Here is a 21454-nt window from a genome sequence, read left to right on the forward strand (position 1 = left end):
ATCGATCTTGAAATGTGCGCCCGCAAGGCGTACATGATATGCGGAACAGTGAAGATGAGGCTTTGGCGATGCAAGCGTTTGATGACGCAGCGGGTGCAATCAACGAGCGGAGCACGGTGCGTATGAATTTTCGCACCAAGCCGCATATCAAGCAGGCGATTCAGCAGGCTGCGGCGTGGTGTGGTGTCGATGATTCCGTATTCGTTATGAACGCCGCGTATAAGGCGGCACTGGAGACGATCCAGACGCACGAACGTACGATTTTGAGCCGGAAGGATTATGAATCGATTCTCAATGCCTTCGAGAATCCGGGTCCGCCCTCGGATGCTCTGCGCGAAGCCTTCGCCCGGCATGACCAGATGATCGAAAGCCGATAAGAGCGAGGCTTCGTGACTGATAAGGGGATGATCATCGAGCCGCTTGATCCGGCGCGGCACGACCGGGCGGCTTTTTCGTCCGGGATTGATCAAGTCGACAATTATTTGCGCAAGACGGCAAGCAAGCTGGCCCGAGCGGACAATGTGCGGGCGTTTGTCCTTCTGTCTCCCGAAGGGGAGCTTTTGGGCTTTTACACGTTGAACGCGCACAGTGTCGATTATTCCCACCTGCCCGCTTCTTTTACGCGTAACCGGCCGGGGCATGGTCAGATACCCGCTGCGTTCATATCGATGATCGGGGTCGATGCCCGTTTCCAGGGCAAAGGCTTTGGAGGCCTCTTGCTTGCCGACGCTCTCAAGAGGATCGGCCGCGCCGCGATGGATGTCGGAATCGCCCTTGTGCTCCTCGACATTCTCGACTGTGGCGATCCGGCGAAGGTTGAGAAGCGCAAGCAGCTCTATATGCGTTATGGGTTCCAGCCCTTGCCCGACGTGCCTCTGCGTCTCCACCTTCCTGTCGCAAAGATCCACGCATTGCTGAACATCCCATAGGTTGCGGCGCGGGAGGCGCGCTTTGAGCCGTTCGCTACACCGCGTGCAGACTGGACGGCATTCGGCCAATTGCGCGGTGGGCATGTTGGAACGAATCATTGCCGCTCCCCTTTTCGCTGGTCGACGACATCAAATTCCTGGAGTTCGAGCTTCCTTCCGACCTGGGAGACGATGACGGGCGCCACAGTCAGGCCCAACCGCTCCTTGACGCGCTCTTCAAGAATGAAAAGCGCCCGCCCGGTTCGCTCGGAGAGTTCAAGCGCATCGCCCGCCGTCAGCAGGATGAAATCGGTGAGCCGGGCATGGTCGAGCGCCCAGCCAAGGTTTCGCGGATGGACGATGACGAGACGCTGCGGCAACGAGACATAGTCGAGTGGATTGAAGGTGAAGCCCTTGGGATAAAGCAGCTTGCCATCAGGCAGGCGGATTTCGTCGGGCAGGGTATAGAAGGGCACGACGAAACGGGTTCGGTCCTGTCGGGCGTTCCCGAGCGACGCAGCACGTAGTGCCGACCAGTTTGCGCGTGGACCAAAGTGAGCCGCCATTTTGGCGGGCTGTCGCGCGGCTCGCGCTTCGATCTCCGCCAACGCGTCGGGTTCGGCTATGGGCCATGTCCGGCCAATCGTCGCGGTGCTGGCGATGGCCGCAGGAACAGCCAGCACACAACAGCCTATCGTCATGCCTGCAATGAGGGGGCGGTGGATCATGGCTGCCCTCCTTTGCGCCACGCATGGTGGCGCAGCCGATAGGGCCGCCAAATCCGGCCTTCCTCTGCATCGCCCCCACGGATGGCGGTGATGATGGCCGCGAGGCCGAGCACAGCGGCCGCGCCGACAATGCAGCGCAGGCCCATGTCCAGTTCCGTCGCCGACCACAGCACCAGCCCCGCCTGGATTGTCAGCAGCAGATGGGTGCCGACGATCATGCGGATGGCGGGCTGTCCGGGACGGGATGAAAAGATGCCGGTCATGGCCGTTTCCAGGCAGCGAGAAGATTGGAGCGCCGGGCTTTCCAGGTGCGCAACGCTGCGAGGCATTTCCCCGTCAAGCCGGTCAGCAGGATGAGCAGCAGTCCGGTGCTGAGGCAAGTGACGCCGATCAGTATCGCGCCGCGCGCGATCAGCATGGGCGGCTGATGCAGCATCAGGCCGGTCACGATCACCAGGCTGGTGAGCAATATGGTTTCGATCACCATCAGCCGGAAGCGCCATCGGATGGCTTCCGCCTCCGCGCGGATCGCGACCCGGGCCTCGATGATCCGCTCGATTTCGGCATCCTTGCCGAACCCCAGGGGCAATTGATCGGGATGAGTGGAAGGCTTGCGCATCATGCTGCCCCTCCATGCTGGATTGCAGGCAGGATCTCGGCGGGATCGACCCCGGCCAGCTCGCAGACGGCTTCAAGCGGACTGCGCCCGGCGCGGATCAGCGCCTCGAAAGCGGCCACCTCCTGCGGCGCGCTGGTGTTGATCCAGTAGGAGAAGGGGTCCACCACCAGCCGGGCCACGCCCAGCCCCAGGGGAGAGTCGATGAAGATCTCGCTATAATGGGGTTTGGCGTTGCGGACGGATTTCAAAAGGTCGAGGACAAAGCCCGAATAATCGAGGATCTTGTTCTCTACCGCCTGGGCATAGGTCGATCCTTGAAGAAGGAACCGCGTCGCGGCGTTTTCGAGGATCACCTGTCCGGTGCCGCCGAAGAGCAGCAGATCGTTCATGCTCTGGAGGACAACGCCGAAACTGCCCTGATATTTGCGCGCGCGGCGATAGCCCTGGCCGAAAGCTTCGGCGAGCCGCGACAAGTCCTGGCCCTCGCTCCGGGTCATGAACTGCGCTGCTTCATCGCACAGGACAAAGCGCGGCCGGTCGCGCGCGGAAAGATAGAGTTCCTGGGTGACCGCGTTCACCACCACCATGACGATGACGTTGAACAGGTCCGGCATGGCTTTGAGCCGTTCAAGCTCCAGCACCACAAACTCATCGTTGCTGATGTCGAAGGTTGAAGGACCGTTGAAAAAATGGCCATAGGCGCCATCACTGCCAAAATCGCGCAGGTTGAAGGCGAGTTCCCGCGCGGCCGGCACCAGATGATCGACCCGGTCGAGATCGGACGCTGCAAATTGCGGATAGGCGCCGAGCCATGCCCGGACGCTGTCTATCCCTTCCTCGGCATGACCTTCGTCGATCGTCCACTGCACAGCGGACTTGAGCAGATTCCATTCCGACGTCGAGACGCCCTTGCGCGTTGCGGCATTGGCCATTTCCGCGACGATCGCGACCGCCATGGAGATCGCGGATTGGCGATCATCGCCATCAAGCGCGAAGCCCATGTCGAACGGATTGAGCACGAGCTTCTCTTCGCCAATGTCGATATAGCGGCCTGAGCACAGGGTGCAGAGTTTGCGATAGCTCCCGCCAATATCGATGATGCGGATGAGCGCCCCTTGCGCATAATATTGCTGGCAGAGATTGTTGAGGAGAAAGCTCTTCCCCGCGCCGCTTTCGGCCGAGACGATGAAATTATAATTGTTGATGCGCGGATCGAAGAGATCGAGCGTGATGAGCTGGCCCTTGCGCCCGGTATAGAGCAAGGCCGGGCGGCCACCGCCGCGAAAGTCGGTCTGCACCGGCGCCAACAGCACGGCGGCTTTGACCGGCATGCGGAAATCGCGTTCCAGCATCCGCATCGTGCGTTTTTCGGGATAGAGCCCGAAGGGGAGGCTCATCGGCAACAGGACCGGATTGAGATAGCTCTCCTCCTGCATCATCCAGGGGAGCGGCTCGCTCTCCCAGAGTCGCTTGGCGCGCGCCGCCATTTCCCGCGCGTCGGCGCTGGTGCGGCCGAAGACCCAGACCATCGGGATCACCGAAAGGAAGCGGCTGTTGCCCGCCTCATCGAGCACCCAGCCGATTTCCTCGATCTGCTTGCCCACCTCGACCGCAAAACTGCCCGCCGCTTTCTGCGCGGAGAGGATCTGGGCGCGCTTGTGGATTTCGAACTGGCTGTGATCGAACAGGATGTTGAGCGTGAAAAGAAAGGGGCCGCCAATCTGGTCGCTGTCCTCGGCCGCCCCGCGCATCCCGCCCAGCAGGCGATTGGCGCGCTCGGCGGTGATGCGCCGCGCCGGTGCCCTTGGCGTCAGGCAGCGCGCCACCTGATTGCCCAGATGGACCTCCGGGCCGTCGAACAGCAGGTCGGGACCCGCATCGATGATCTGCTTGCGAACGGGCGGGGCGGGTTGGCCGTCACTGCCATCGGCGAACACGCCTGGCGCGGCATCGAAGAGACCGTTGAAGATCCGGCGATAGAAGCTGACCAGTTCCTCGGGCGGCAGACGGCGGATTCCAAGCTTTGAGAGCTGTTCCTCGACCTGCCGGCGCAGGTCATGGCCCAGCTCGACGCGGGTCTTGATCGAGAGGAACAGACGAAAATCGCGCACGGGGATGCCGTGAAGTGCGTCGAGTCCCTCCGTTCCGGCGCGCAGATAATCGGCGGTGCGCCGGGCCGACGCCTGGATCAGGGGATCGGCGCGGGTTTTCATATCCAGGAAGGCATCGAGCGCATGGTCGATCAGCGGATCGGCGAAACCGTGGAGCTGCAACACCGTCCCATCGGGAAAATGGATGTTGAGGAGGCCCAGCAAGGCCTGATGGACATGGGCAAACATATAGGCCGAAGGGATCAGTTCCCAGGCATGGCCCCAGCCATCGTCGATGCAGAGAAAGGCTTCATCCTCTTCCTTCCAGGCGACGAGCGGCAGGAAATCGGAATAGGCGTCGCGCGCGACGGCGCGATGCAGGTCCGACCGGGTGAGGCCGCCGCCATGGCGGGTTCCGAGCGCGATCATGGCCGTGCCTCCTCAGGCGCAGCGGGTATATCGGTAGGTTCGCCCTCGACGGCGCGGGCGGCCGCGCCCTTGTCCCTCACCTGTTCCAGCACCGGCACGCGCGTGGCGGGCTGGACCGGGCTCACCAGATAATCGCCCACCACCCATTGGGGCCTCTCGAGGATCGAATAGACATAGCGCGGCATGTAGAGCCGGTCGGGCCGTTCGCGGTCGGCATAGGGCAGGATCAGCGTGCGCACCGTGCGGCCGGGGCGCAGCATCGGCGTGACCGGCGCATCGACCAGGCCCTGAAGCTCCCGATAGACACTGTCGCGATAGCCGAAATAGGGGGATGGTGCCGTCTTGCCCTGCCTGGTAGGACTTCTTGCCGCGGCACCGTCTCCCTGGCTGAGAAGAGCCTTGTCATGGGTAACCGCGGGATCGGAGCGGGACGACACGCCCGCGACCGCGTCCGCATAGGCCTTGTCGGGATGGATGCACTGCCCATGGTCGCTATTCTTGCAGCTGAATTTTTCGCTGTAGGGCGACATGACCGAACCGATGGTGGAGCAGCCTGTGAGCAGCAGGGCCATGCCGAGCAGCGCTGGCGATCCGGCCCGGCGCGCGGCGTGGACGGGCATGTCAGGCATGGGGGCCACACCCCTCGAAAGACGATAGGCCATCAGAATTTGCTCCCTGCGCTGGGTTTGATGTCGAGGGTCACACCCTCCTGGATGACGACCACCACCTCCTTGGCGGCGCCGACCTCGACGATGGGGCCAGCCTGGCGCGCGAGGTCGAGATAGAAGTCGGTGAGCTTGTCGGAGGATTTGGAAAGGCCGCCGGCAAGGCCGCTTTTGGCGGCATCGGTCGCATCGAGCGTGCGGACCGAACCCAGCGCCGAGGTGGACAGATCCCCGAAGCTGTTTTCGACCGAGCTGGTAAAGCCGCTCACGGTCCCGGCGATGAAGGATCGGGCCAGCGCCGCGCCGGCGCGGGTCACGACCTTGCCCGAAAGCCCCTTCTTCCCGTCGGTGTCGACGAAGAAGCCCTTGATGGGCTGATCGACGACCGACCGCTCGTCGAAATCGACGCAGGAGAGCGACACCAGCTGGACCTCGACCCGTTCCTTGGCGAGGCTGCCGGTCGCATTACCGATGACGAAACAGCCGGCCAGATTGGCTTTCACATCATTGGGCAGCACGGCGGGAGCCTGCACGCGGGCGATCAGCGGTTCCGGGTTCGAGGTCGCGTCCCGGCTGGCCAGTGCGTCGATCCCGGTCAGGAGTCGTGCCTTCATGAAACCAGGCGGCAAATAGATCGTCCGCGACTTTTTTCCGTTGCCGGAACCGGCGCCCTCCTTGTTTGCGGCGGGGATGATCGCGCTGGTGGCAGCGCCTATCGAACCGACCGTTTTCTCGACGGGAGGCGCGGGCGGTGCTGCCGGAGCGACCGGCGGCACGGGTGGTGGGATCGACCCCATCGCGCTGTCCAGCTCCGCGTCGCTCGGTGGCGGCGGGAAGGCCGGCACTGTGCCCGGCATGGCCGATGGCAGATCGCCACCGTCAGCGGACGTGCCGCCGATCTTGCTGCCAGGCACGACCTTGCCTTCCTCGATCGCGGTGATGCGATCGCCCAGCAGGGACTGGCCGTCGAGCACCTTCTGGAGATCACCGCGCAGCTTGGTCTCCAGGCTGTCACCGCGCAGGCCCGCGCCCATGTCCAGCTTTGAGGCTGCGGGCAGATCGGGCTTGTCGTCGGAGGAACTGCTGGATGCTGTGTAGAGACCATAGCCCAGGATCGCGACCGCTGCTCCGACGCCGACCTGCTTGGCGCGCAGCTTCTGTCTTGCCGACATGGTGCGCCAATGGGCTTTCAGATCGAGCAGGGCCGGACCGCGAACGGTGCTCTGATCCTTTGCTTGCCCTTGCTTTCCGTCCCTGGCCTCATAGTGATCTTTCGGGGGGCGAGAAAAGCCTTTGATCGGGGCGCCAAGATCCTGCGGGGTTTCTTTCCCGCCTTTCTTTTCCTCGCTCATTGGCTTTCTCCGCGTCGCACGATGATGAGGCGGGCGGTCTCTCCCGCTTTGAGCGAAAGACGATCGGCGCTGACCGCGAACACACGGGCACCAAAGGCGCGGTCGAGGAACAGCCGCTCATCAAGGCCGAGGTTCGCGTCCGCTTCGACCCGATATTCCGATGCCGAAAGACCCGAACCCTCTATCTCGACCCGTCGGCGTTCGATGATCCGCGCGGCAGGAAGGGAGGGCAGCACGACCCGCTCGGCCCTGGGCGCGACCGTGGTGAAGCTCGCCGGGATACGGTCCTGGAGCATAGCGAGCGTGATCGAGACGGCGCGCTCCTCCTCGACCAGCGGCCCCAGCAATTCATCATTGGCCTTGGCGCGCTGCGCGCTGCCCCGCACCAGGGTGACGGTCTGGGCGGGAATGTCCGAGGGCTCGGCATAGAGCGGATAGATGGCGCCGTTGCAGGACACGAAGAATTCCGACGGCGTGGTCACATAGCTGCGGGTAACCGCACCGGCGTCATCGAGCTCCTTCACCAGGAACTTGATCCAGGCGTCCGATCCGCCCTTCTCGACGGCAATCGCCTTTTCCGCCGAGAATTTGACATCCTCGATCTCACCGCCCGCGCAGATCACATGATTGACGTCGCGGTTGGAGAGGCGGATCGTGCTGGTCTGGTCCGGTAGCGCGATGATCGACTGGGCGAGGACCGGCGCCGACCCGATCATGGCCAGAAGGGCCACAGGCGCGCGCAGGGTTTTACCGAAGCTCGGCATCGAATTTTTCCTCCGAAAGGCGGGTGATCCAGAAGCGGCCGTTCTCGACGCCGTAGCCGATGCGCAGCGTGCCCCGGAATTTGCGGATGACGCCGCCGATGATGCGAACCTTCTCGACCGGAACGATGATGTCCCTGTCGGTCCAGCTCACCGGCTGGTCGGGTCGGATATAGGTGGCGATTGACAGGGTCGGGTTTTTCGAAAGCTCGTCCAGTACCGCGTTCAGGCTGTCGCGCATGCTGTTATAGGCGTTCGGATGGACGATCGAGAGCAGTTCCTGGAACTGGGGGTCTGCCGAATAGGCCGAGTAAGTGCCCGAGAGCGCGACGATGTTGCGCGTCATGGTTCGCAGATAGTCGGTCGAGGGTTTCGAGCCTGTCACATAGAGATCGCCGCCGGCGCCAAAGGGCACGACCACGGTTCGCCGGTTCTGGTCGGTCGAATAGACCACCGCGCCCAGCACCGCCGTGATGCCGAACAGGCCCACAATCGCGAATTTGAGCAGGCGGTTCTCCTCGAACAGATTGGAGGAGCCCTGGAGATAGCGGTGAATACCAAAGCTCGCTGGTTTGCCGAGGAGCGGATCAGCCGCAGGGCCGGTTCGGTTTGGGACGATCGACATGGCTTGGGCCTCACTCATAGAAGCGGGTCTGGGTCGGACCCGGATAATGGCGGAAGCCAAGCAGGCCCCAGCGCCAGGCGAGATGGGCCAGGAACCCGCGGGGTTTACTGCGCTTCCAGGGGATGAAAAGGAGAAGGGCAAGGACGAGCGCCCATCCGACCAGCCCGCCGACGATGACGGCGACGAAGATGGTCGAGACCACCAGGATGAACTCGTCCGATCCGAACCATAGGATCTGGACCGGCCGATGCAGATACTGGGGCAGGCGTTCGTCCATTGTCCCTTCTCCTCCTGCTTCATCTCCCCGGCATGAGCTCGGGGTTTCCCGGAAGCCACCATTGGCTTCCAGGCTCGGGGGCGTGGGTTGCGTGAGAGTGTGGCGACCCGCGCCGATCAGTTCAGATCGTCATGCCGAACGTCTGGAGGATCGAATCCGCCTTGATGAGGCAGACCGCCGCCACGATCGTCGGTATGCCGATCATGATGTTGGAAAAGAGGCGCGAGACGCCGAACAGGAAGGCCGCAACGCCGCCGACAAAGCCCAGCGGGCCCTTGACGCCCTGGTTCACCACGATGTCGTAAATGTCGTAGCCAAGGTCGCCGGCGGCGGGCGCCGTAAAAGCATGGGCAATCCCCATGGCCGCGAATATGGCCAGGAGAGCGGTAATCGAATGTTCGGCAGCGGTGAGGCTGCGCCGTCCAAGGGCTTTGATCATGTCATACTCCAATTGCAAGAAGGAGCCGTCCGCTTGGGATGTGTGCCGGCGAGGGACCTCGTAGGCTGCCGAAGATCGTGTCGGACGGCTCCATGGGGCCGCGATCGCCGGCATTTCGTTCCGCCGGGCCGCGCGGGTCGCCGCACGCGCCGGACGGCCGCCAAAAAGGGGATGGGGATCAGCGCCCGGCATGGCTGGACGCCTTTGGCGCATAGGCGCTGTCGAGAAACGCCTCGATTTCCGCCTGGTCGAAACCCGAGATGATCTTGCCGCCCACGATGAGGGTCGGCGTACCGCTGACGCCCACCTTTTTCACCAGTGCCGCGTCGGCTTCCACCTTGGCATGGCCTTCCGCGCATGTCAGCAGGGCAGGCGGTTTCGCACCGGCATAGAGGGCCTTGAAGCTGGCCTCTTTGTCGGGCGCGCAGAGGATATGTTCCGCCTTGGTTGCGGCTTCGGGATGGATACCCGACACGAAATAGACGAGGCGCCGCACAGGCCTTCCTTCGGCTGCCTTGGCTCCCCAGAAGCGATCGAGCGCGCGGCAGTAAGGACAATCGGGATCGGTGAATTCGATCACCGAAGGCGCGTCCTTGGGGCCAATCGCCAGCGCCTGTTTGGGATCGATCGCGGCAAGCTGCCGCTGCGCTCGTGAATCCTGGGCGAGCGCCGTCACATTGACGCCGTTGCGGTCATAGACCGTGGCGAACAGGATATGCTCGCTCTCCGGGGCATAATAGAGCATGCGGCTGCCCGCGCTCGCCTGGTAGATCGGACCTTTGACCGGCGCCGGTTCGAACCCCTCGAACTCGAGATTGGTGAAGCTCTGGCGGAGTTTCTGCTCCGCGTCCTGCGCCGCCTTTTGCAGCAGCTGCGCATCGTCGGGCTTCGACTGGGCCTGGGCGGCGCTCATGCTGACGCCTAGGAGCAGGGCCGTGCTGGCCGCCTGGGCGAAACTGACCCGGCGGCTCATTGCGTGCCTCCGCTGTTCTGCGTGATCGCGCGAGCAATATCGACATCGATGCGGATGCTGCTGCCGACGGCCATTGCGCTGCGGGGCGGCGCGAATGCCGGTTCGCCGGTTGGGAGGGGAACGATCTGGAATGCGTCGCTCGCCTGGATGATGGCCAGCCTGCCGTGCCCATCGTCCGTCGATGCTATCCGGGGAGGTTGTGCACTCGCCAGGATCGTGGCGAGCGCCAAACCCAGGCAGGAGCCGAGAACAGGAGGAGATTGGGCCATGACGATGCTCCATACTGGCGGCGTATCCTCTCGGACGCCTTCTTGATCAGGGTGGGGTCGGCGGGTGGAAGCTCTGCTCAAATTGCCGGAATGTGCTTTCCAGTCGTCGACCGTGAAACCCGTTGTCCACAGCTTTAAAAGGTGCGCAAGGGGTAGGGCACTGTTGTGCCGATTGCGGCATTCATGTTCCGGAAGCGGCATATAAATGCCGCTTTTCTTATCAAAAATCGGCTTTATTCTCCGTTCGGGTCGTCATCATCATGAGTACCAACCTCGAATCGGATGAGGGAGACATCATGACAGAACGCCAATCGAGAACGTACAAACTGTCCCTGTCGCCTGAGGGCACGGATCTCTTTCTTGTTTGCCACGGCCGGCTGGCGAAGCTCGCCAACAGCCTGATCTCCTATGGCTCGACACTGTATGTAGCCATATTGATCGCGGAAGCGTCGGATGCATCGGAGATTGCTGCCGAACTCGAACTCCCCCATTTGCGACGGCTGATCGGGAAAAGGGAGCATTTTGTCGGGGCGTCCGATCGATTGCAGGGAATCGCGGGCAAGATCAGCGATCGCCTGGAAAGATCGGATCATCTTGGCGATCGGCCAACAAAGAACGCCCTTTATGCAGCCTGTATCGCGCTCATGGCCGCCAGCGAGGACAAGACCCTGCGAGCGGCGTATAGCCGAATGAGCGATCTTCTGGCAGATAAGTGAGCAGGATCAGGCTTTTGGTCATCGAAGAGCCTGATGGTAATTGCTCCCAAAATGAGAACGATAATATTTGACGTGCCGAGGGTTTCACACAACAAGTTGAAACAGTCGGAATGTGCATGGAAGCTTTGAGGAACATTCAGGGAGAACCTGATGATGTCGACTCAAAGCAGGCGGCCGGGTAGCCGCGCCGCTATTCTAGCCGAGGTCAAACAGATCTCGGGCCGCCGCATCGAGGAAAGGCGGCGGGACAAGCGCATGACGCAGAAGCAGCTGGCAGCCCAGGTTGGGATGGGTGAACGCTGGCTTCGGGAAGTCGAATCGGGAAGCCCCAAGTCCCGGCTCGACGACCATTTGCGGTGCGCGCACGGTCTTGGATTGTCTGCATCGCATCTCCTCTTGCCAATGTTGTTTCTGGAGCATCAGATGCACTTTCCACGACAGATTTTCGATGAGGACATGCATGAACTTGAGGCTGGATGCATCGAGTTTATTGCGAGCTATCGTCTGAAACCATTCCTCCGTTCAATCCCGATTCCGCTTACGGATGAGGGCATCGACAGGGAGGCCTGACGGCCATGTCGCCCGATGCTGTTACTGCCGATCGCGTCTATCGCGAATTGAAGCGGCAAATCATGGTGGGAGAATTGCGGCCAGGAAACAGTCTTGTCCTCAGCCAGATCGCTGAAAACGCCGGCACCAGCGTCTCCCCGGTCCGAGACGCAGTGCTGCGCATGGTGGGTGAGCGTCTTGTCGACATACAGGGCGGAGGAGGATTTGCGCTTCCCGCCTTGACATCCGAGCGTCTCGCTCACCTTTATGGCTGGCATGCCGATCTGCTGCGCATGATAATTCGCACCCTCGACGAGTCCACGGAGATTGGCGATTTCCCCGATGACGGGTCACAAGGCCTGTCGGGAGAACATCATCATCTGGCAAAGCTGGCGGGCGATCTGTTCACAAGAGTGGGGGCTTGCTCTCCTAATCCGGAACATTTGCACGCCATCATTGGTATCGAGACAAGGCTTCATCTGATTCGAATCCATGAAATGGTCCTTCCACGCTGCTTTCCCGAGATACAGTCCTTGTGGAATATCGTTCGCTGTGGGGACAAATATTCGATCAGAAGGGCGCTCTGGCAATATCATCGGCGACGTTTGTTCAATGTTGATGCGATTTTTTCCGCCATGATTAAGGGCGGATTCATCGATCGATAACGGAAAATCGCGGAAATATCGCCGTTGTCATGGGGAAGATCACAATCACCTTGCGTTGTCCAGCATATATGTCGTCAAAATGGGAACGTATATGCTCTGATCATTTGCCCCTCTCATCTAAAGTTATAGCGCTGCAATCTAGCAGCTATTGATGGAGGAACATATGGAACGTGATGACGATCTGATCGACCTCGGTGAGGTGCTGATCGAAACCAAGGGCCCTGTCGCCATTACCGGCGATCAAGTCGGCCAGCAGACGTTGTTCGGCGGCGGCATTTCCGACGAATGACCCTCAACCCGGCGCGGCCAAAGCCGCGCCGGACCCTTTGGGAGGCAAGCCGTGGGATATGCTTTGCGAGACAATGTCACTTTCTGCGTGGCGGGAGAGAAAATCGTGTTTCTTGACCTCAGCGCAGGACGCTATCTTGGCCTGTCGCAAAGCGACGAGACTTCGCTCAAGTCCCTGGTCCGATCAGGATCTGCGACAAGTGAGGAACAAGATCTTAGTCCCGGACTTTTACGGCTCCTGGTTCCCTCAACAGGTCACGGGGTTGAGCCTTTCAAACTAACCGTGATGCCGACCCGCAGCTTGCTTGACGAGGATTGCGCGCCCGCGCCGATCAGCCGGAAGATTGCGGCCATCTATTGGCTTTGCATGACAAAGCGGGCGCTCCAATATCGGCCATTGCAGGCGCATATTGAGGATATCCGCAAATGCAAAGCGCAATGCGGGTCGAGACCATTCGAGTTCACCATGGCCCAGGCCCTGGAAGACATACGCACCATGGCAACACGCCACGACCAATGTCTCCTTCGCTCGCTTGCGCTGATGCGCTGGGCAGCCTCCAGGGGGATGGCGCTGGATCTCGTGTTCGGGGTGACGGCCAGGCCGTTCCAGGCGCATTGCTGGGTCCAGCATGGCGACATGGTCCTCAACGACAGCCTCGACCATGTGATCAACTTCACGCCGATCCTCGCGGCATGATCAAGGGACGCTATCTTGCCGTCATAGCGGCCGACGAACAATTCGACGCCTTTTGCACGCCCCGCTTCTGGGATATGCTGAGAGTACATGGTTTGGAGGTCGTTCAGAACGGCCCCACTTACTCCCTCGCAGTGGACAGGAATCTCCCATTTTCGGCCTTGCGCGACGAGAGGGGGGCGTTGATGGGGCAAGTTCACGGACCCGATCGAATTGCTGGACCTGATGGCGAGCCGCTACACCGGCCGCTGCTCCCCTGGGGGGACTGGCACATCATCATGCGCGATAATTGGGGCGACTTTGTCGTTCTCAATCACGACGGCAAAAGCGGAGTGGTCGATGTAGCGCGCAGCCCGCAGGGCCAGCTTCCTTGCTATTATGTCGAGATGGATGGCGTGACGATTATCGCCTCCGATGTACGGCTTCTGGTTGCTGCGGGATATCGCCCGTCCATCAATGCGCTGAGCGTCTATCGGCATCTCCACAATTTGAATTTACGCCCTGCGCTGACCTGCCTCCGGGACGTGATGGAGTTGCAAGGCGGGCATGTCCTGAGCGTCAGCACGGAGGCTGCGATCGTCACGGAATTCTGGAACCCTTGGAGGTTTGCATCGCGCGAAGCGCAGGTCACTGATCTGTCCGAGGCGCCCAGCATGCTGCGAAAGATTGTCATCAATTCTGTAAGGAAAACGTCGAGCGATAGCCGGCACGTGCTTCTGGGTCTTTCCGGCGGGCTCGATTCCTCGATCGTTGCCGCGAGCCTGGCGCAAGCGGGTATTCCTTTTGCCTGTTTCAACCTCGTCACCCGTGATGCCTCGGGAGACGAAAGGAGCTATGCCCGGGAAGTGGCCGCGCATCTGGGCGTCCCTCTGCATGAGGTTCCGGAATCCTTTGAGGAGATTGATCTTCTCAGGTGCGATGGTTCTCATCTGCCCAGGCCGCTGGCGCGCGCTTTCGCCCAATCCGGCAATGCGGCCCATCTTGCTCTCGGCGCGCAACTGGGCGCCGATGCCTTTGCGAGCGGCGGTGGCGGCGACAATGTCTTCTGCTTCCTGCAATCGGCGCGCCCCTTGGCCGATAGTTTGCGAATGAACGGCCCGGGCCGCACTTCATGGAAAGCGGCGCGGGATCTCAGCCTTCTGACCGACAGCTCGCTCTGGAGCGCCTGGGTCAAGGGCATCCAACGCGCCTGGTTTCGGCCGCATGACTATCTCTGGACCCAGGATCGCAGTTTCCTCAATCCCGACTTCCAGGAGGTCGCGGAAATATGGTCTACCCATCCCTGGACATCGACGCCCAAGGGAGAGCTGCCGGGAAAGGCCCAGCACATCGCCTGGATATTGGGGGTGCGCAACCATATCGAAGGCTATGGCAGGGAGCAGGGCCACGCGACCCTGTGGCCCCTGCTGACGCAGCCGGTGGTCGAATATTGTCTCTGCCTGCCGACATGGGCCTGGCTCGATGGCGGTCGTGACCGGGTGATCGCCAGGGAAGCCTTTGTGCCCTTGCTCCCCGAGCGCGTGTTGCGTCGAAGGACCAAGGGCACGCCCGACAGCTTCGTTGTCGAGATATTTGAACGCAACCGGAAGATCATTCAGGAGATGCTCTGCGATGGCTGGCTGGCCTCCCAGGGACTGATCGACCGCGAAGCGGTGGCCGCGCGATGCCACCCCGCCGTCCCCACACGTGGCCATAGCTATTGGCAGGTCATGCGGCTCGTCGACGTCGAGGCATGGGCGCAAAGCTGGACGGATGCGGATTGAATGCGAGAGGCGTCATCCTGGCGCCGCCTTGCGCATGGCAGCCCAGCGCGCCAATTCGGCGGCATCGGGCGCACACCCTATGTCGGTCGCATTGACGTCAAGCCAGAAGGAAAACCAGGCGACATTGCGGCAATAGATCGCACGGCGATGCGCGGGCTGCCATTTGAGGTGAAACTCATTGGGGAAGATCCTGACGTCCACCGGGCGACGCGCGCGGCGATAGGCGGCATAGGTTTCCTGCGAGATCAGAAATTCATGGTCGGCAAGGTTCATGAGCAAAGGCGCCATGACATCGGATCGATTGACGGCCAGGGATACCGCCTGCCACGCACCCGATCCCGGGCCTTGGGCGGGCGGAAACCCCCATTTCTCGCGTTCTTCGGTAAGGCCCGGGCCACCATAGATCATCATGCTGGTCGGATCGAGGCAGCAGGACCCCATGGAAGCCGCGCGGAAAAGCTGCGGAGCGTGGATCATGGCGAACTGGGCGGTGGTCGCGCCGTCGCTGACGCCGCTGATGCCGATGCGGGACGCATCGATATCGCCTCGGGCGGTGACGATCCTGAGGGCCTGCATGAGCGAACTATGAATGTTGCGCCGGTCCGCCCAATCGTCCGACAGGCTTTTGAGAATTTCCGCGGTGGATTTGCCATTGCCTTCCGCAGCTGTGATCGCCGGGGGCCGCTGCAAACTCAGAACAGCCATGCCGGCGTGGGCGAGGAGCTGAATCGGATATTCATCGCCGGTTCCGCCACGCAGAAGCCCGCGCGTCATATATTGGACGATGACGAGCGGCAGCGGCTTGTCACCGGGTTTGTGGCCATAGGGCAGGACAAGATCGGCAAAGCTCTCGGACCCATTCTCGTTCCGCCATTCGAGCCTCTCGACCTTGCCAAGGCGCAGGGTGCTGAACTCCGGGTTCGGATCGTAAAGGATGGTTTCCTGGGGCTGCGAACGGATCGGAATCCGAACGATGGCGCGAGGCCGCTGCGACCCTTCTTGGGCGCAGATCAACGCGCCCGCGTTCATCTCACAGCCCATGAGCAAATCCGCCGTTTCGTAAATCTTCTGCGTCTGGCTCCGTCCGACCGTCCAGCTATAGATGCCGAGCTTGCTTCCACCCCAGCCCTCCCGCCGGAGAAAGGCAATTTCGTCTTTCCGTCCGGTCCACCATATGCCTTCGAAGCCCGACAGAAGGCTGGTCTTGCAGGCGTCGGCCGGACAAACCGACTTGCGGCCCTTCGCATCCACCGCCGTGACGAAGGTGGGGCTGGCATAGGAAGCGGGAGTGGTGCGGACGACCGATGCAATCGCGCCGTCGGTAGCCCTGGCCGAAAGCATATTCTCGTTGGGGTCGGCATTGAGGGGCGCCCCAAATTCTTCGAGGTCCGTTGGAGACGCGGGCGCGATGTTGCGGCTGCCGAGATCCAGCAGCTGGACCCGTTCGGGCTGTGGAAGCCGGACCGCGGGACGGCTGCTACTATAGGGCGCGATGCGATCGTCGAGGAGAAAGCCCTGATCGCCTTCCTGGGCGATGGCCTGTTCCTGCGCGCTGATGCCCGGCCGGTCGGAAAAGATGATCGCGCGGCCGCCATGGGACAGTTTGAAGCGATCGACGCCAACCTGCGAATGGGTCAGTTGCGCCGCTTCCTCATCCAGGCCAGCCTTCCAGAGTTGCGCGCGACCGCCCGTCTGCTTGAGATAGAGCAGGCTGCTTCCGTCAGCCGACCAGACCGGCGCCTCATTCTTGATGGAGCCATAATCGACCTTGATGCCTCGGATCGCAAAGGACTCCACGATCACCTCGTCGCCAGCGTCCAGCAGCACCGGTTCGTTCGGCCGGTCCAGATCCAGCGCCATCAAGGCAAAGCAGTAGCGATTGGAAGCGGGGTCGGCGCGATGCATGGTGAAGGCGAGTTTCCGACCATTGGGCGACAGGCTGAAAAGCCGCGCGCCCTTGGGGACGTAACTGTAACCGATATCGCGCAGGCGCAGCAGGTCGTCGACCCTGACATCCCGACTATCCCCGGCCATGCGCTTGCGCTGCAGGAAGTCTTTGCAGGCAGGGGGCATGGTCGGGGCGGTCGATGCAACGGCAACCGGGCATAGGGCGAGGGCCATGACCGATGCCGCGCACGACAGGGCAAGATCGCTTCGGGAGGCGCTTACCATTGCTTGCTGACGCTCAGGCTGACGAAGCGGCCGATCGCCGAATAGTTGGTGGAATCATAGGGCGCCTCATAGACGCTGGAGGTCCGGATAAGGGGCGGCCGCTTGTTGAACAGATTTTGTGCCGACAGAATGAAATCCATCTTCCCCAGCGGTCCGGCCTGCGCATCGCTCGTCAGCCGCAGACTGGCATCGAACGTGGTGGTCGCTTCGATCCGGGCCAGCTGGGTGGCGCGCTGGTCCTTGAGCGAGCCGATATGATTGGCGAAGAAGGATATATGGGTATTGTCATATCGCCAACCGATCCCGGCTCTGCCTCTGAATTTGGGCGGATTGAAGAGAGTACCTGCCAGCTCCGTCGTCGGCTGGAGCGCGCTGCGGGTCTGCGAACTCTCCAGGAAGCTTGCATCGCCTTGCAGGGAAAAGGACCCCATGGCCTTCGTGTCGAATTGATAGCGGGCCGCGATGTCGACACCATGGATCGACTGGCGCGCCACATTGCGGTTCATATTATAGACGATGGCGGCAACCTTGCTCGGATCGAACGAGCCAGCGACCACGCTCTGAAACACGTCCGCGCTGTCAACCGCTGTCTGGACAGCGGCAGCATCCGGACTGAAATCGACGAGATCGGCATAGATGGGGTTGCTGAGCGATTGACCGGCAAAGGGGATCGGGGTGACGATCCGGTCGCGATAGCGGACGTCGAAATAGCTGATCTCGACCCGCGCATTGGGGATTGCTGGGGGATGGATGTCCAGCGTCGTCGACCATGTCGTCGCCCGCTCGGGCTTGAGGTCAGGGTTGCCGCCGGCGAGCAGGATCACCGTCGAGCCGGCAGGATAGCCGGTGCCGCCCAGCGTGGAGGTGGGGAACACCGTCCCAGTGGTCTGATTATATTGCTGGAAGAGGGTAGGGGCGCGAAAGGATTTGCCCCAGCTTCCCTTCAGGTCAAAACCCTCGACGGGCGTGAGGATGACGCCCAATTTAGGCGTCACGACCTCGTCCACGTCCGGATAGCGTTCATAGCGCAGCGCCGCATTCACGGTCAGGCGATGCATCCATGCAATCTGATCGGGGCCGATCAGCGGAAGGCTGGCTTCTCCGAACGCGAAATAGGCGTCCTGGCTCACCTTCACATTCTGCGTTCCGCCAGCCGTGCGATAGCCGTGGAAATCATTGCGTCGGAAACCGCCGCCAATGGCAATCTTCGCGGGGCCGCCGGGCAGCTGGGCGACGGTGCCGTCGATATTGATTTCTGCTGAGCTGGCCTTGTTGCAGTAACAGCCGGCCTGGTACGAGGCCAGGGCGCTATTGACGAACACATTGAAGGCATAGCGGGTACGGTCTTCGCCGAACATTCCTGCCACGCGAGCCTGCCAGCCATCGGCAAAATCCCATCGAAGACTTGGTGCGACCACGAAGGACTGGCTGTCATAATAGGATGTGGAACCATAAACGGTCGGATCGCCACGGGAATCGAGGGCGTAGCGGTTGTTACTCTTGCGCTTGTTGTAGACGCCGTCAATCTCGAAGCCGAGGCTGCCGCTGATGTCCTGATGGGCGCTGCCCATGAGGCTGTAATGCTTGAGGAAGGGGGACAGATAGAGGCCCTTTGCGCGAACTTCCGTATAGTCCCGCTGGCGCGCGAGGATCGGCGTGGTGCGGGCAAACTCACCGGCGACCATGAGGCCGCCCGATGACCACTGCCTGCCCGCAATGGCGCCATATTGCTGCTGCTTGTTGCCGCCGTCCGTTGATGCACCCAGGCGTGCGGTCGTCTTGAGGCCTGAGAAATCACGCTTCAGGATGATATTCGCGACACCGGCAACGGCATCTGAGCCATAAAGGGCCGACGCGCCGTCCGCGACCACCTCGATCCGGTCGATGGCCTCGAACGGGATGGTTGAAATGTCGATGGATTGGGCCGCGACATTATAGGCCAACCGATGCCCGTTGAGCAGCGTCAGTGTCGCATCGGACCCCAGCCCCCGCAAGTTGAGCGACGAACCGCTGCCATAATTGGCGCCATTGCCCTCAGGCACATTGAGACCGATGCCGGGATTTTGGCCACCGCCGAAATTTTGCGGGATGGTGCGGATCGCTTCAGCGAGCGTGCCAAGGCCTGCATCACGGATATCATCTTGCGACAGCCGGGTTGTCTTGGAGGCCACCGCGCCTCCCCGGATCCGCGAGCCGGTGACCACGAGGTGGCTGTCGTCCGCCGCGTCCGCTATCGGCTCGCGCGACGGTGCGCCTCGCCCCCGCACAAACACCGAACCATTTTGAACGTCCACGCTGAGATCGCTGCCCGCGACAAGGGCTTCGACCGCTTCACGCAAAGTATAGTCGCCCTTGAGGGCTTTGGCCTGCTTTCCCCGAACGGCTCTTGAATCGGCGATCAGCTGATATCCGGACGCCCGGGTAAGGGCGCGCAGCGCATGTTTGAGGTCCTGGGCGGGAATATCATAGGATCGCCGCTCGCTCTCCTGTGCCCTGCTGTCCGGGCACATCGCCACCAGGGCGGTCGCCGCGCCGATCAATAATCCAGTCTTGCCGAAACCCATGATGCTTCCCCCATCATTGTCGCCGCGCCCTTCTTGAACAGGGCAATCGGGTAAAGACGAGGGAGCAAGAAATTGAAGCTGGCGGGATCGATAATTATTTTGTGATGATCAATTTTCCTGGATGCGAACGATCGACCTTTGCCTCCAGGAACGCGGCAATTGCTTCGGCCACAGCGTCAATGTCACGGATATGAACCGAGCCGAATATCTCCCTGCTGCCAAGAGCTGGATCGGCGAGCACGATCTGCGTCGTGCTGTAGCTGTTGGCTTCGGCGATCACCTCGCTGATCGGAACATCATCTACATTCTTCACGCCGCTGACCCATTGCTCGTCTGTAGGTCTTGCGGACATGACAGAAGGCGGCATGGCTTGTCCATCGAGGAAGGATAATTGCTCGCCAGATCGGAGACGAAACAACTGCTCGGGTTGGGCGCCAGCGCGCCATCCTCGCACCTTCACGTCGGCTTTCCCTTCAAGGAGATGAATGGCGACCCGATTTCCATAGCTCACGTCGAATATCGTGCTGCGAGAGATGATTTCATTCTCACCGAAACGCACGATGAAGGGGCGTGCAGAATCGCCCATGACCTTGAACCTTGCCCGGCCGCGCTCCAGACTGACAATGCGTTGCTTCGCTGACAGATCGACGTCGATGCGCGTGGCGGTGTCGAGAATGAGGACCGATCCATCCTCCAGTCGGACCTCCCGCACCTCGCCGACCTTTGTTGCGAGCTGGCCGCCCCTGAATGCCTCTTCATGTGAGACCGGGGCGTGGAATTGCATCATGATGAGCGCGGCGGAGATCACGGTTATGACCGCTGCTGCCGCTAAGGCCGGCCGCCATTTGGGCGCGGGCGCCACGCGCCTTTCGACAGGCATGAGCGCAACGGCCGCAGCGCCCGCTGCGGCTCCGACATCGACCAGCAGATTTTCATAGAGATGTTGACGGCCTTCCTTCGCCGCCATCCAGCGATGAAGGCCCGCCTGATGCTGGTCAGGGTCGCAGAGCATTTTGTTGACCCATATCGAGGCGGCGCGGCGATCCCACCAGGACAGCTTATTCATGGCCGTCTCCGTGATTGGCGGCGATATGCCGGATGGCCTTCAACATATGCTTTTGCACCATCCACAAGGGGAGTCTCAAATCCGATGCTATCTCCCGATAGCTATAGCCCTCGACACGATTGAGAAGGAAGATGTCCAATGTGCGTGGCGGCAGTTGTTGCAAGATCGTTCGCCAGCGCTGGACCTCCTGCCGGGCCTCGACCTCGCGGTGCGGGTCGATGCCATTGGATTTATGCAATCCCTCGTCCAGAGACACCGACAGTTGCGACAGGCGTGTTGAGCCCCGTTCCGCTCGATCCCGCAGCATGTTCGTGGCGATGCGGGTGATATAGGCGCGAGGCGTCGCCACCGCGACGGCGGGCGTGGCCCCCAGAAACCGCGTCATCACTTCCTGCGCCATCTCGTCGGCATCGGCGCGATTGCCGAGCTTTTGCAGGAAGTAGCGCAGGAGACGGGGCTTTTCCCGCCGGTAAACGTCTGCAAATTCATGAGTGGGAGGAGCCGCGCTATCTGCCTCGTCATCATCGAGCGATGCGCGTCGTTGAGGAGAGACGCTCATGATGACATGCTGATCATGTGCGCACCGCATCGCGGGAATGGCTTCCCGCAGCGGTCGTCGTGAAAGGGAAATATTCCCGGATTAGTCCGGTCCCGTGCCGGTCGTGATTGGCCCTGGCTCATTCGTCGCACCTATGTCCACTCGGGGCGACGGCCTAAGCCGGATGTTGGAAACCTGCCTAACAGTCAGGCGCATACGCTTGTGGGATAGCTGCTGCCCGGCGCTCGAGGCGAGGGTATCCTTTTCTGACCACATGTTGGCAGGGAAGGAAGCGATCATGTCG

24 protein-coding genes are annotated in these 21454 nt (G+C 61.4%); 8 read left to right on the forward strand and 16 right to left on the reverse strand.

The window, feature by feature from the left end:
* Positions 1-38 precede the first annotated feature (38 nt).
* Both K7W03_RS01440 and K7W03_RS01445 read left to right on the forward strand, forming a co-directional pair.
* The gene (locus K7W03_RS01440) at positions 39-377 is read left to right on the forward strand and encodes a DUF1778 domain-containing protein (RefSeq protein ID WP_226869606.1); all 339 of its coding nucleotides are present in this window, start codon (positions 39-41) and stop codon (positions 375-377) included.
* Positions 378-404: 27 nt separating this feature from the next.
* Entirely contained in the window at positions 405-929 is a 525-nt protein-coding gene (locus tag K7W03_RS01445) for a GNAT family N-acetyltransferase (RefSeq protein WP_222885339.1), read from the forward strand.
* Between the two features lie 95 nt (positions 930-1024).
* On the opposite strand, the gene K7W03_RS01450 is transcribed toward K7W03_RS01445, so the two are convergent.
* From K7W03_RS01450 to K7W03_RS01505, 12 genes are all read right to left on the reverse strand, one after another.
* Positions 1025-1636: a conjugal transfer protein TraW gene (locus tag K7W03_RS01450; RefSeq protein WP_222885340.1), complete on the reverse strand. Its 612-nt coding sequence runs from the start codon at positions 1634-1636 to the stop codon at positions 1025-1027.
* Positions 1633-1899: a hypothetical protein gene (locus K7W03_RS01455; protein WP_222885341.1), complete on the reverse strand. Its 267-nt coding sequence runs from the start codon at positions 1897-1899 to the stop codon at positions 1633-1635. The genes K7W03_RS01450 and K7W03_RS01455 overlap by 4 nt, the downstream gene beginning before the upstream one ends.
* Positions 1896-2258, reverse strand: a complete 363-nt coding sequence (locus tag K7W03_RS01460) for a hypothetical protein (protein WP_319024277.1) — start codon at positions 2256-2258, stop codon at positions 1896-1898. Before K7W03_RS01460 ends, K7W03_RS01455 begins: the two co-directional genes overlap by 4 nt.
* Complete coding sequence (locus K7W03_RS01465; protein WP_222885342.1) at positions 2255-4774, reverse strand: TraC family protein; 2520 nt, start codon at positions 4772-4774, stop codon at positions 2255-2257. Before K7W03_RS01465 ends, K7W03_RS01460 begins: the two co-directional genes overlap by 4 nt.
* Positions 4771-5403, reverse strand: a complete 633-nt coding sequence (locus K7W03_RS01470) for a TraV family lipoprotein (protein WP_222885343.1) — start codon at positions 5401-5403, stop codon at positions 4771-4773. The genes K7W03_RS01465 and K7W03_RS01470 overlap by 4 nt, the downstream gene beginning before the upstream one ends.
* Before the next feature lie 32 nt (positions 5404-5435).
* The gene (locus K7W03_RS01475; protein ID WP_222885344.1) at positions 5436-6791 is read right to left on the reverse strand and encodes a TraB/VirB10 family protein; all 1356 of its coding nucleotides are present in this window, start codon (positions 6789-6791) and stop codon (positions 5436-5438) included.
* On the reverse strand, positions 6788-7555 hold the full coding sequence (locus K7W03_RS01480) for a type-F conjugative transfer system secretin TraK (RefSeq protein ID WP_222885345.1): 768 nt from the start codon (positions 7553-7555) through the stop codon (positions 6788-6790). The genes K7W03_RS01475 and K7W03_RS01480 overlap by 4 nt, the downstream gene beginning before the upstream one ends.
* Entirely contained in the window at positions 7539-8177 is a 639-nt protein-coding gene (locus tag K7W03_RS01485) for a type IV conjugative transfer system protein TraE (protein WP_222885346.1), read from the reverse strand. Before K7W03_RS01485 ends, K7W03_RS01480 begins: the two co-directional genes overlap by 17 nt.
* Before the next feature lie 10 nt (positions 8178-8187).
* A complete protein-coding gene (locus K7W03_RS01490; protein WP_222885347.1) occupies positions 8188-8454 on the reverse strand; it encodes a type IV conjugative transfer system protein TraL in 267 nt (88 codons plus the stop codon).
* Positions 8455-8575: 121 nt separating this feature from the next.
* Complete coding sequence (locus K7W03_RS01495) at positions 8576-8893, reverse strand: hypothetical protein (protein ID WP_222885348.1); 318 nt, start codon at positions 8891-8893, stop codon at positions 8576-8578.
* Between the two features lie 178 nt (positions 8894-9071).
* Complete coding sequence (locus K7W03_RS01500) at positions 9072-9866, reverse strand: DsbC family protein (protein WP_222885349.1); 795 nt, start codon at positions 9864-9866, stop codon at positions 9072-9074.
* A complete protein-coding gene (locus tag K7W03_RS01505) occupies positions 9863-10135 on the reverse strand; it encodes a hypothetical protein (RefSeq protein ID WP_222885350.1) in 273 nt (90 codons plus the stop codon). The genes K7W03_RS01500 and K7W03_RS01505 overlap by 4 nt, the downstream gene beginning before the upstream one ends.
* A gap of 122 nt (positions 10136-10257) precedes the next feature.
* Between K7W03_RS01505 and K7W03_RS01510 the strand changes: the two genes are divergently transcribed.
* The 6 genes from K7W03_RS01510 to K7W03_RS28290 all read left to right on the forward strand — a co-directional run bounded on the left by K7W03_RS01510 (position 10258) and on the right by K7W03_RS28290 (position 14810).
* On the forward strand, positions 10258-10851 hold the full coding sequence (locus K7W03_RS01510) for a hypothetical protein (protein ID WP_222885351.1): 594 nt from the start codon (positions 10258-10260) through the stop codon (positions 10849-10851).
* A 150-nt stretch (positions 10852-11001) separates the two neighbouring features.
* Positions 11002-11421, forward strand: a complete 420-nt coding sequence (locus K7W03_RS01515) for a helix-turn-helix domain-containing protein (RefSeq protein WP_066563261.1) — start codon at positions 11002-11004, stop codon at positions 11419-11421.
* A 5-nt stretch (positions 11422-11426) separates the two neighbouring features.
* Positions 11427-12065, forward strand: a complete 639-nt coding sequence (locus K7W03_RS01520) for a GntR family transcriptional regulator (protein ID WP_222885352.1) — start codon at positions 11427-11429, stop codon at positions 12063-12065.
* Positions 12066-12228: 163 nt separating this feature from the next.
* Complete coding sequence (locus tag K7W03_RS01525) at positions 12229-12354, forward strand: benenodin family lasso peptide (protein WP_222885353.1); 126 nt, start codon at positions 12229-12231, stop codon at positions 12352-12354.
* A gap of 366 nt (positions 12355-12720) precedes the next feature.
* Positions 12721-13050, forward strand: coding sequence for a lasso peptide biosynthesis B2 protein (locus K7W03_RS28285; RefSeq protein WP_226869621.1), 330 nt, complete (start codon positions 12721-12723; stop codon positions 13048-13050).
* 650 nt (positions 13051-13700) lie between these two features.
* Positions 13701-14810, forward strand: coding sequence for an asparagine synthase C-terminal domain-containing protein (locus K7W03_RS28290; RefSeq protein ID WP_226869622.1), 1110 nt, complete (start codon positions 13701-13703; stop codon positions 14808-14810).
* 12 nt (positions 14811-14822) lie between these two features.
* Here the strand turns inward: K7W03_RS28290 and K7W03_RS01540 are convergent, their stop codons facing one another.
* The 4 genes from K7W03_RS01540 to K7W03_RS01555 form a co-directional block, all read right to left on the reverse strand.
* Positions 14823-16931, reverse strand: coding sequence for an Atxe2 family lasso peptide isopeptidase (locus K7W03_RS01540; protein ID WP_222885356.1), 2109 nt, complete (start codon positions 16929-16931; stop codon positions 14823-14825).
* A 44-nt stretch (positions 16932-16975) separates the two neighbouring features.
* Positions 16976-19546: a TonB-dependent receptor gene (locus K7W03_RS01545; RefSeq protein ID WP_222885357.1), complete on the reverse strand. Its 2571-nt coding sequence runs from the start codon at positions 19544-19546 to the stop codon at positions 16976-16978.
* Between the two features lie 94 nt (positions 19547-19640).
* A complete protein-coding gene (locus tag K7W03_RS01550; RefSeq protein ID WP_222885358.1) occupies positions 19641-20612 on the reverse strand; it encodes a FecR family protein in 972 nt (323 codons plus the stop codon).
* Positions 20605-21171 (reverse strand): RNA polymerase sigma factor, encoded by a 567-nt coding sequence (locus tag K7W03_RS01555; RefSeq protein ID WP_222885359.1) that lies wholly within the window; start codon positions 21169-21171, stop codon positions 20605-20607. The genes K7W03_RS01550 and K7W03_RS01555 overlap by 8 nt, the downstream gene beginning before the upstream one ends.
* Positions 21172-21454 lie beyond the last annotated feature (283 nt).

Source organism: Sphingobium sp. PNB (assembly GCF_019873065.1).
GTDB classification, from domain to species: domain Bacteria; phylum Pseudomonadota; class Alphaproteobacteria; order Sphingomonadales; family Sphingomonadaceae; genus Sphingobium; species Sphingobium fuliginis.

Bases quoted from the DNA above. Each gene is read 5' to 3' on its own strand.
- K7W03_RS01440 (WP_226869606.1), top strand. From the start codon at position 39: ATGCGGAACAGTGAAGATGAGGCTTTGGCGATGCAAGCGTTTGATGAC.
- K7W03_RS01445 (WP_222885339.1), top strand. From the start codon at position 405: ATGATCATCGAGCCGCTTGATCCGGCGCGGCACGACCGGGCGGCTTTT.
- K7W03_RS01450 (WP_222885340.1), bottom strand. From the start codon at position 1,636: ATGATCCACCGCCCCCTCATTGCAGGCATGACGATAGGCTGTTGTGTG.
- K7W03_RS01455 (WP_222885341.1), bottom strand. From the start codon at position 1,899: ATGACCGGCATCTTTTCATCCCGTCCCGGACAGCCCGCCATCCGCATG.
- K7W03_RS01460 (WP_319024277.1), bottom strand. From the start codon at position 2,258: ATGATGCGCAAGCCTTCCACTCATCCCGATCAATTGCCCCTGGGGTTC.
- K7W03_RS01465 (WP_222885342.1), bottom strand. From the start codon at position 4,774: ATGATCGCGCTCGGAACCCGCCATGGCGGCGGCCTCACCCGGTCGGAC.
- K7W03_RS01470 (WP_222885343.1), bottom strand. From the start codon at position 5,403: ATGCCTGACATGCCCGTCCACGCCGCGCGCCGGGCCGGATCGCCAGCG.
- K7W03_RS01475 (WP_222885344.1), bottom strand. From the start codon at position 6,791: ATGAGCGAGGAAAAGAAAGGCGGGAAAGAAACCCCGCAGGATCTTGGC.
- K7W03_RS01480 (WP_222885345.1), bottom strand. From the start codon at position 7,555: ATGCCGAGCTTCGGTAAAACCCTGCGCGCGCCTGTGGCCCTTCTGGCC.
- K7W03_RS01485 (WP_222885346.1), bottom strand. From the start codon at position 8,177: ATGTCGATCGTCCCAAACCGAACCGGCCCTGCGGCTGATCCGCTCCTC.
- K7W03_RS01490 (WP_222885347.1), bottom strand. From the start codon at position 8,454: ATGGACGAACGCCTGCCCCAGTATCTGCATCGGCCGGTCCAGATCCTA.
- K7W03_RS01495 (WP_222885348.1), bottom strand. From the start codon at position 8,893: ATGATCAAAGCCCTTGGACGGCGCAGCCTCACCGCTGCCGAACATTCG.
- K7W03_RS01500 (WP_222885349.1), bottom strand. From the start codon at position 9,866: ATGAGCCGCCGGGTCAGTTTCGCCCAGGCGGCCAGCACGGCCCTGCTC.
- K7W03_RS01505 (WP_222885350.1), bottom strand. From the start codon at position 10,135: ATGGCCCAATCTCCTCCTGTTCTCGGCTCCTGCCTGGGTTTGGCGCTC.
- K7W03_RS01515 (WP_066563261.1), top strand. From the start codon at position 11,002: ATGATGTCGACTCAAAGCAGGCGGCCGGGTAGCCGCGCCGCTATTCTA.
- K7W03_RS01520 (WP_222885352.1), top strand. From the start codon at position 11,427: ATGTCGCCCGATGCTGTTACTGCCGATCGCGTCTATCGCGAATTGAAG.
- K7W03_RS01525 (WP_222885353.1), top strand. From the start codon at position 12,229: ATGGAACGTGATGACGATCTGATCGACCTCGGTGAGGTGCTGATCGAA.
- K7W03_RS28285 (WP_226869621.1), top strand. From the start codon at position 12,721: ATGACAAAGCGGGCGCTCCAATATCGGCCATTGCAGGCGCATATTGAG.
- K7W03_RS28290 (WP_226869622.1), top strand. From the start codon at position 13,701: ATGCTGCGAAAGATTGTCATCAATTCTGTAAGGAAAACGTCGAGCGAT.
- K7W03_RS01540 (WP_222885356.1), bottom strand. From the start codon at position 16,931: ATGGCCCTCGCCCTATGCCCGGTTGCCGTTGCATCGACCGCCCCGACC.
- K7W03_RS01545 (WP_222885357.1), bottom strand. From the start codon at position 19,546: ATGGGTTTCGGCAAGACTGGATTATTGATCGGCGCGGCGACCGCCCTG.
- K7W03_RS01550 (WP_222885358.1), bottom strand. From the start codon at position 20,612: ATGAATAAGCTGTCCTGGTGGGATCGCCGCGCCGCCTCGATATGGGTC.
- K7W03_RS01555 (WP_222885359.1), bottom strand. From the start codon at position 21,171: ATGAGCGTCTCTCCTCAACGACGCGCATCGCTCGATGATGACGAGGCA.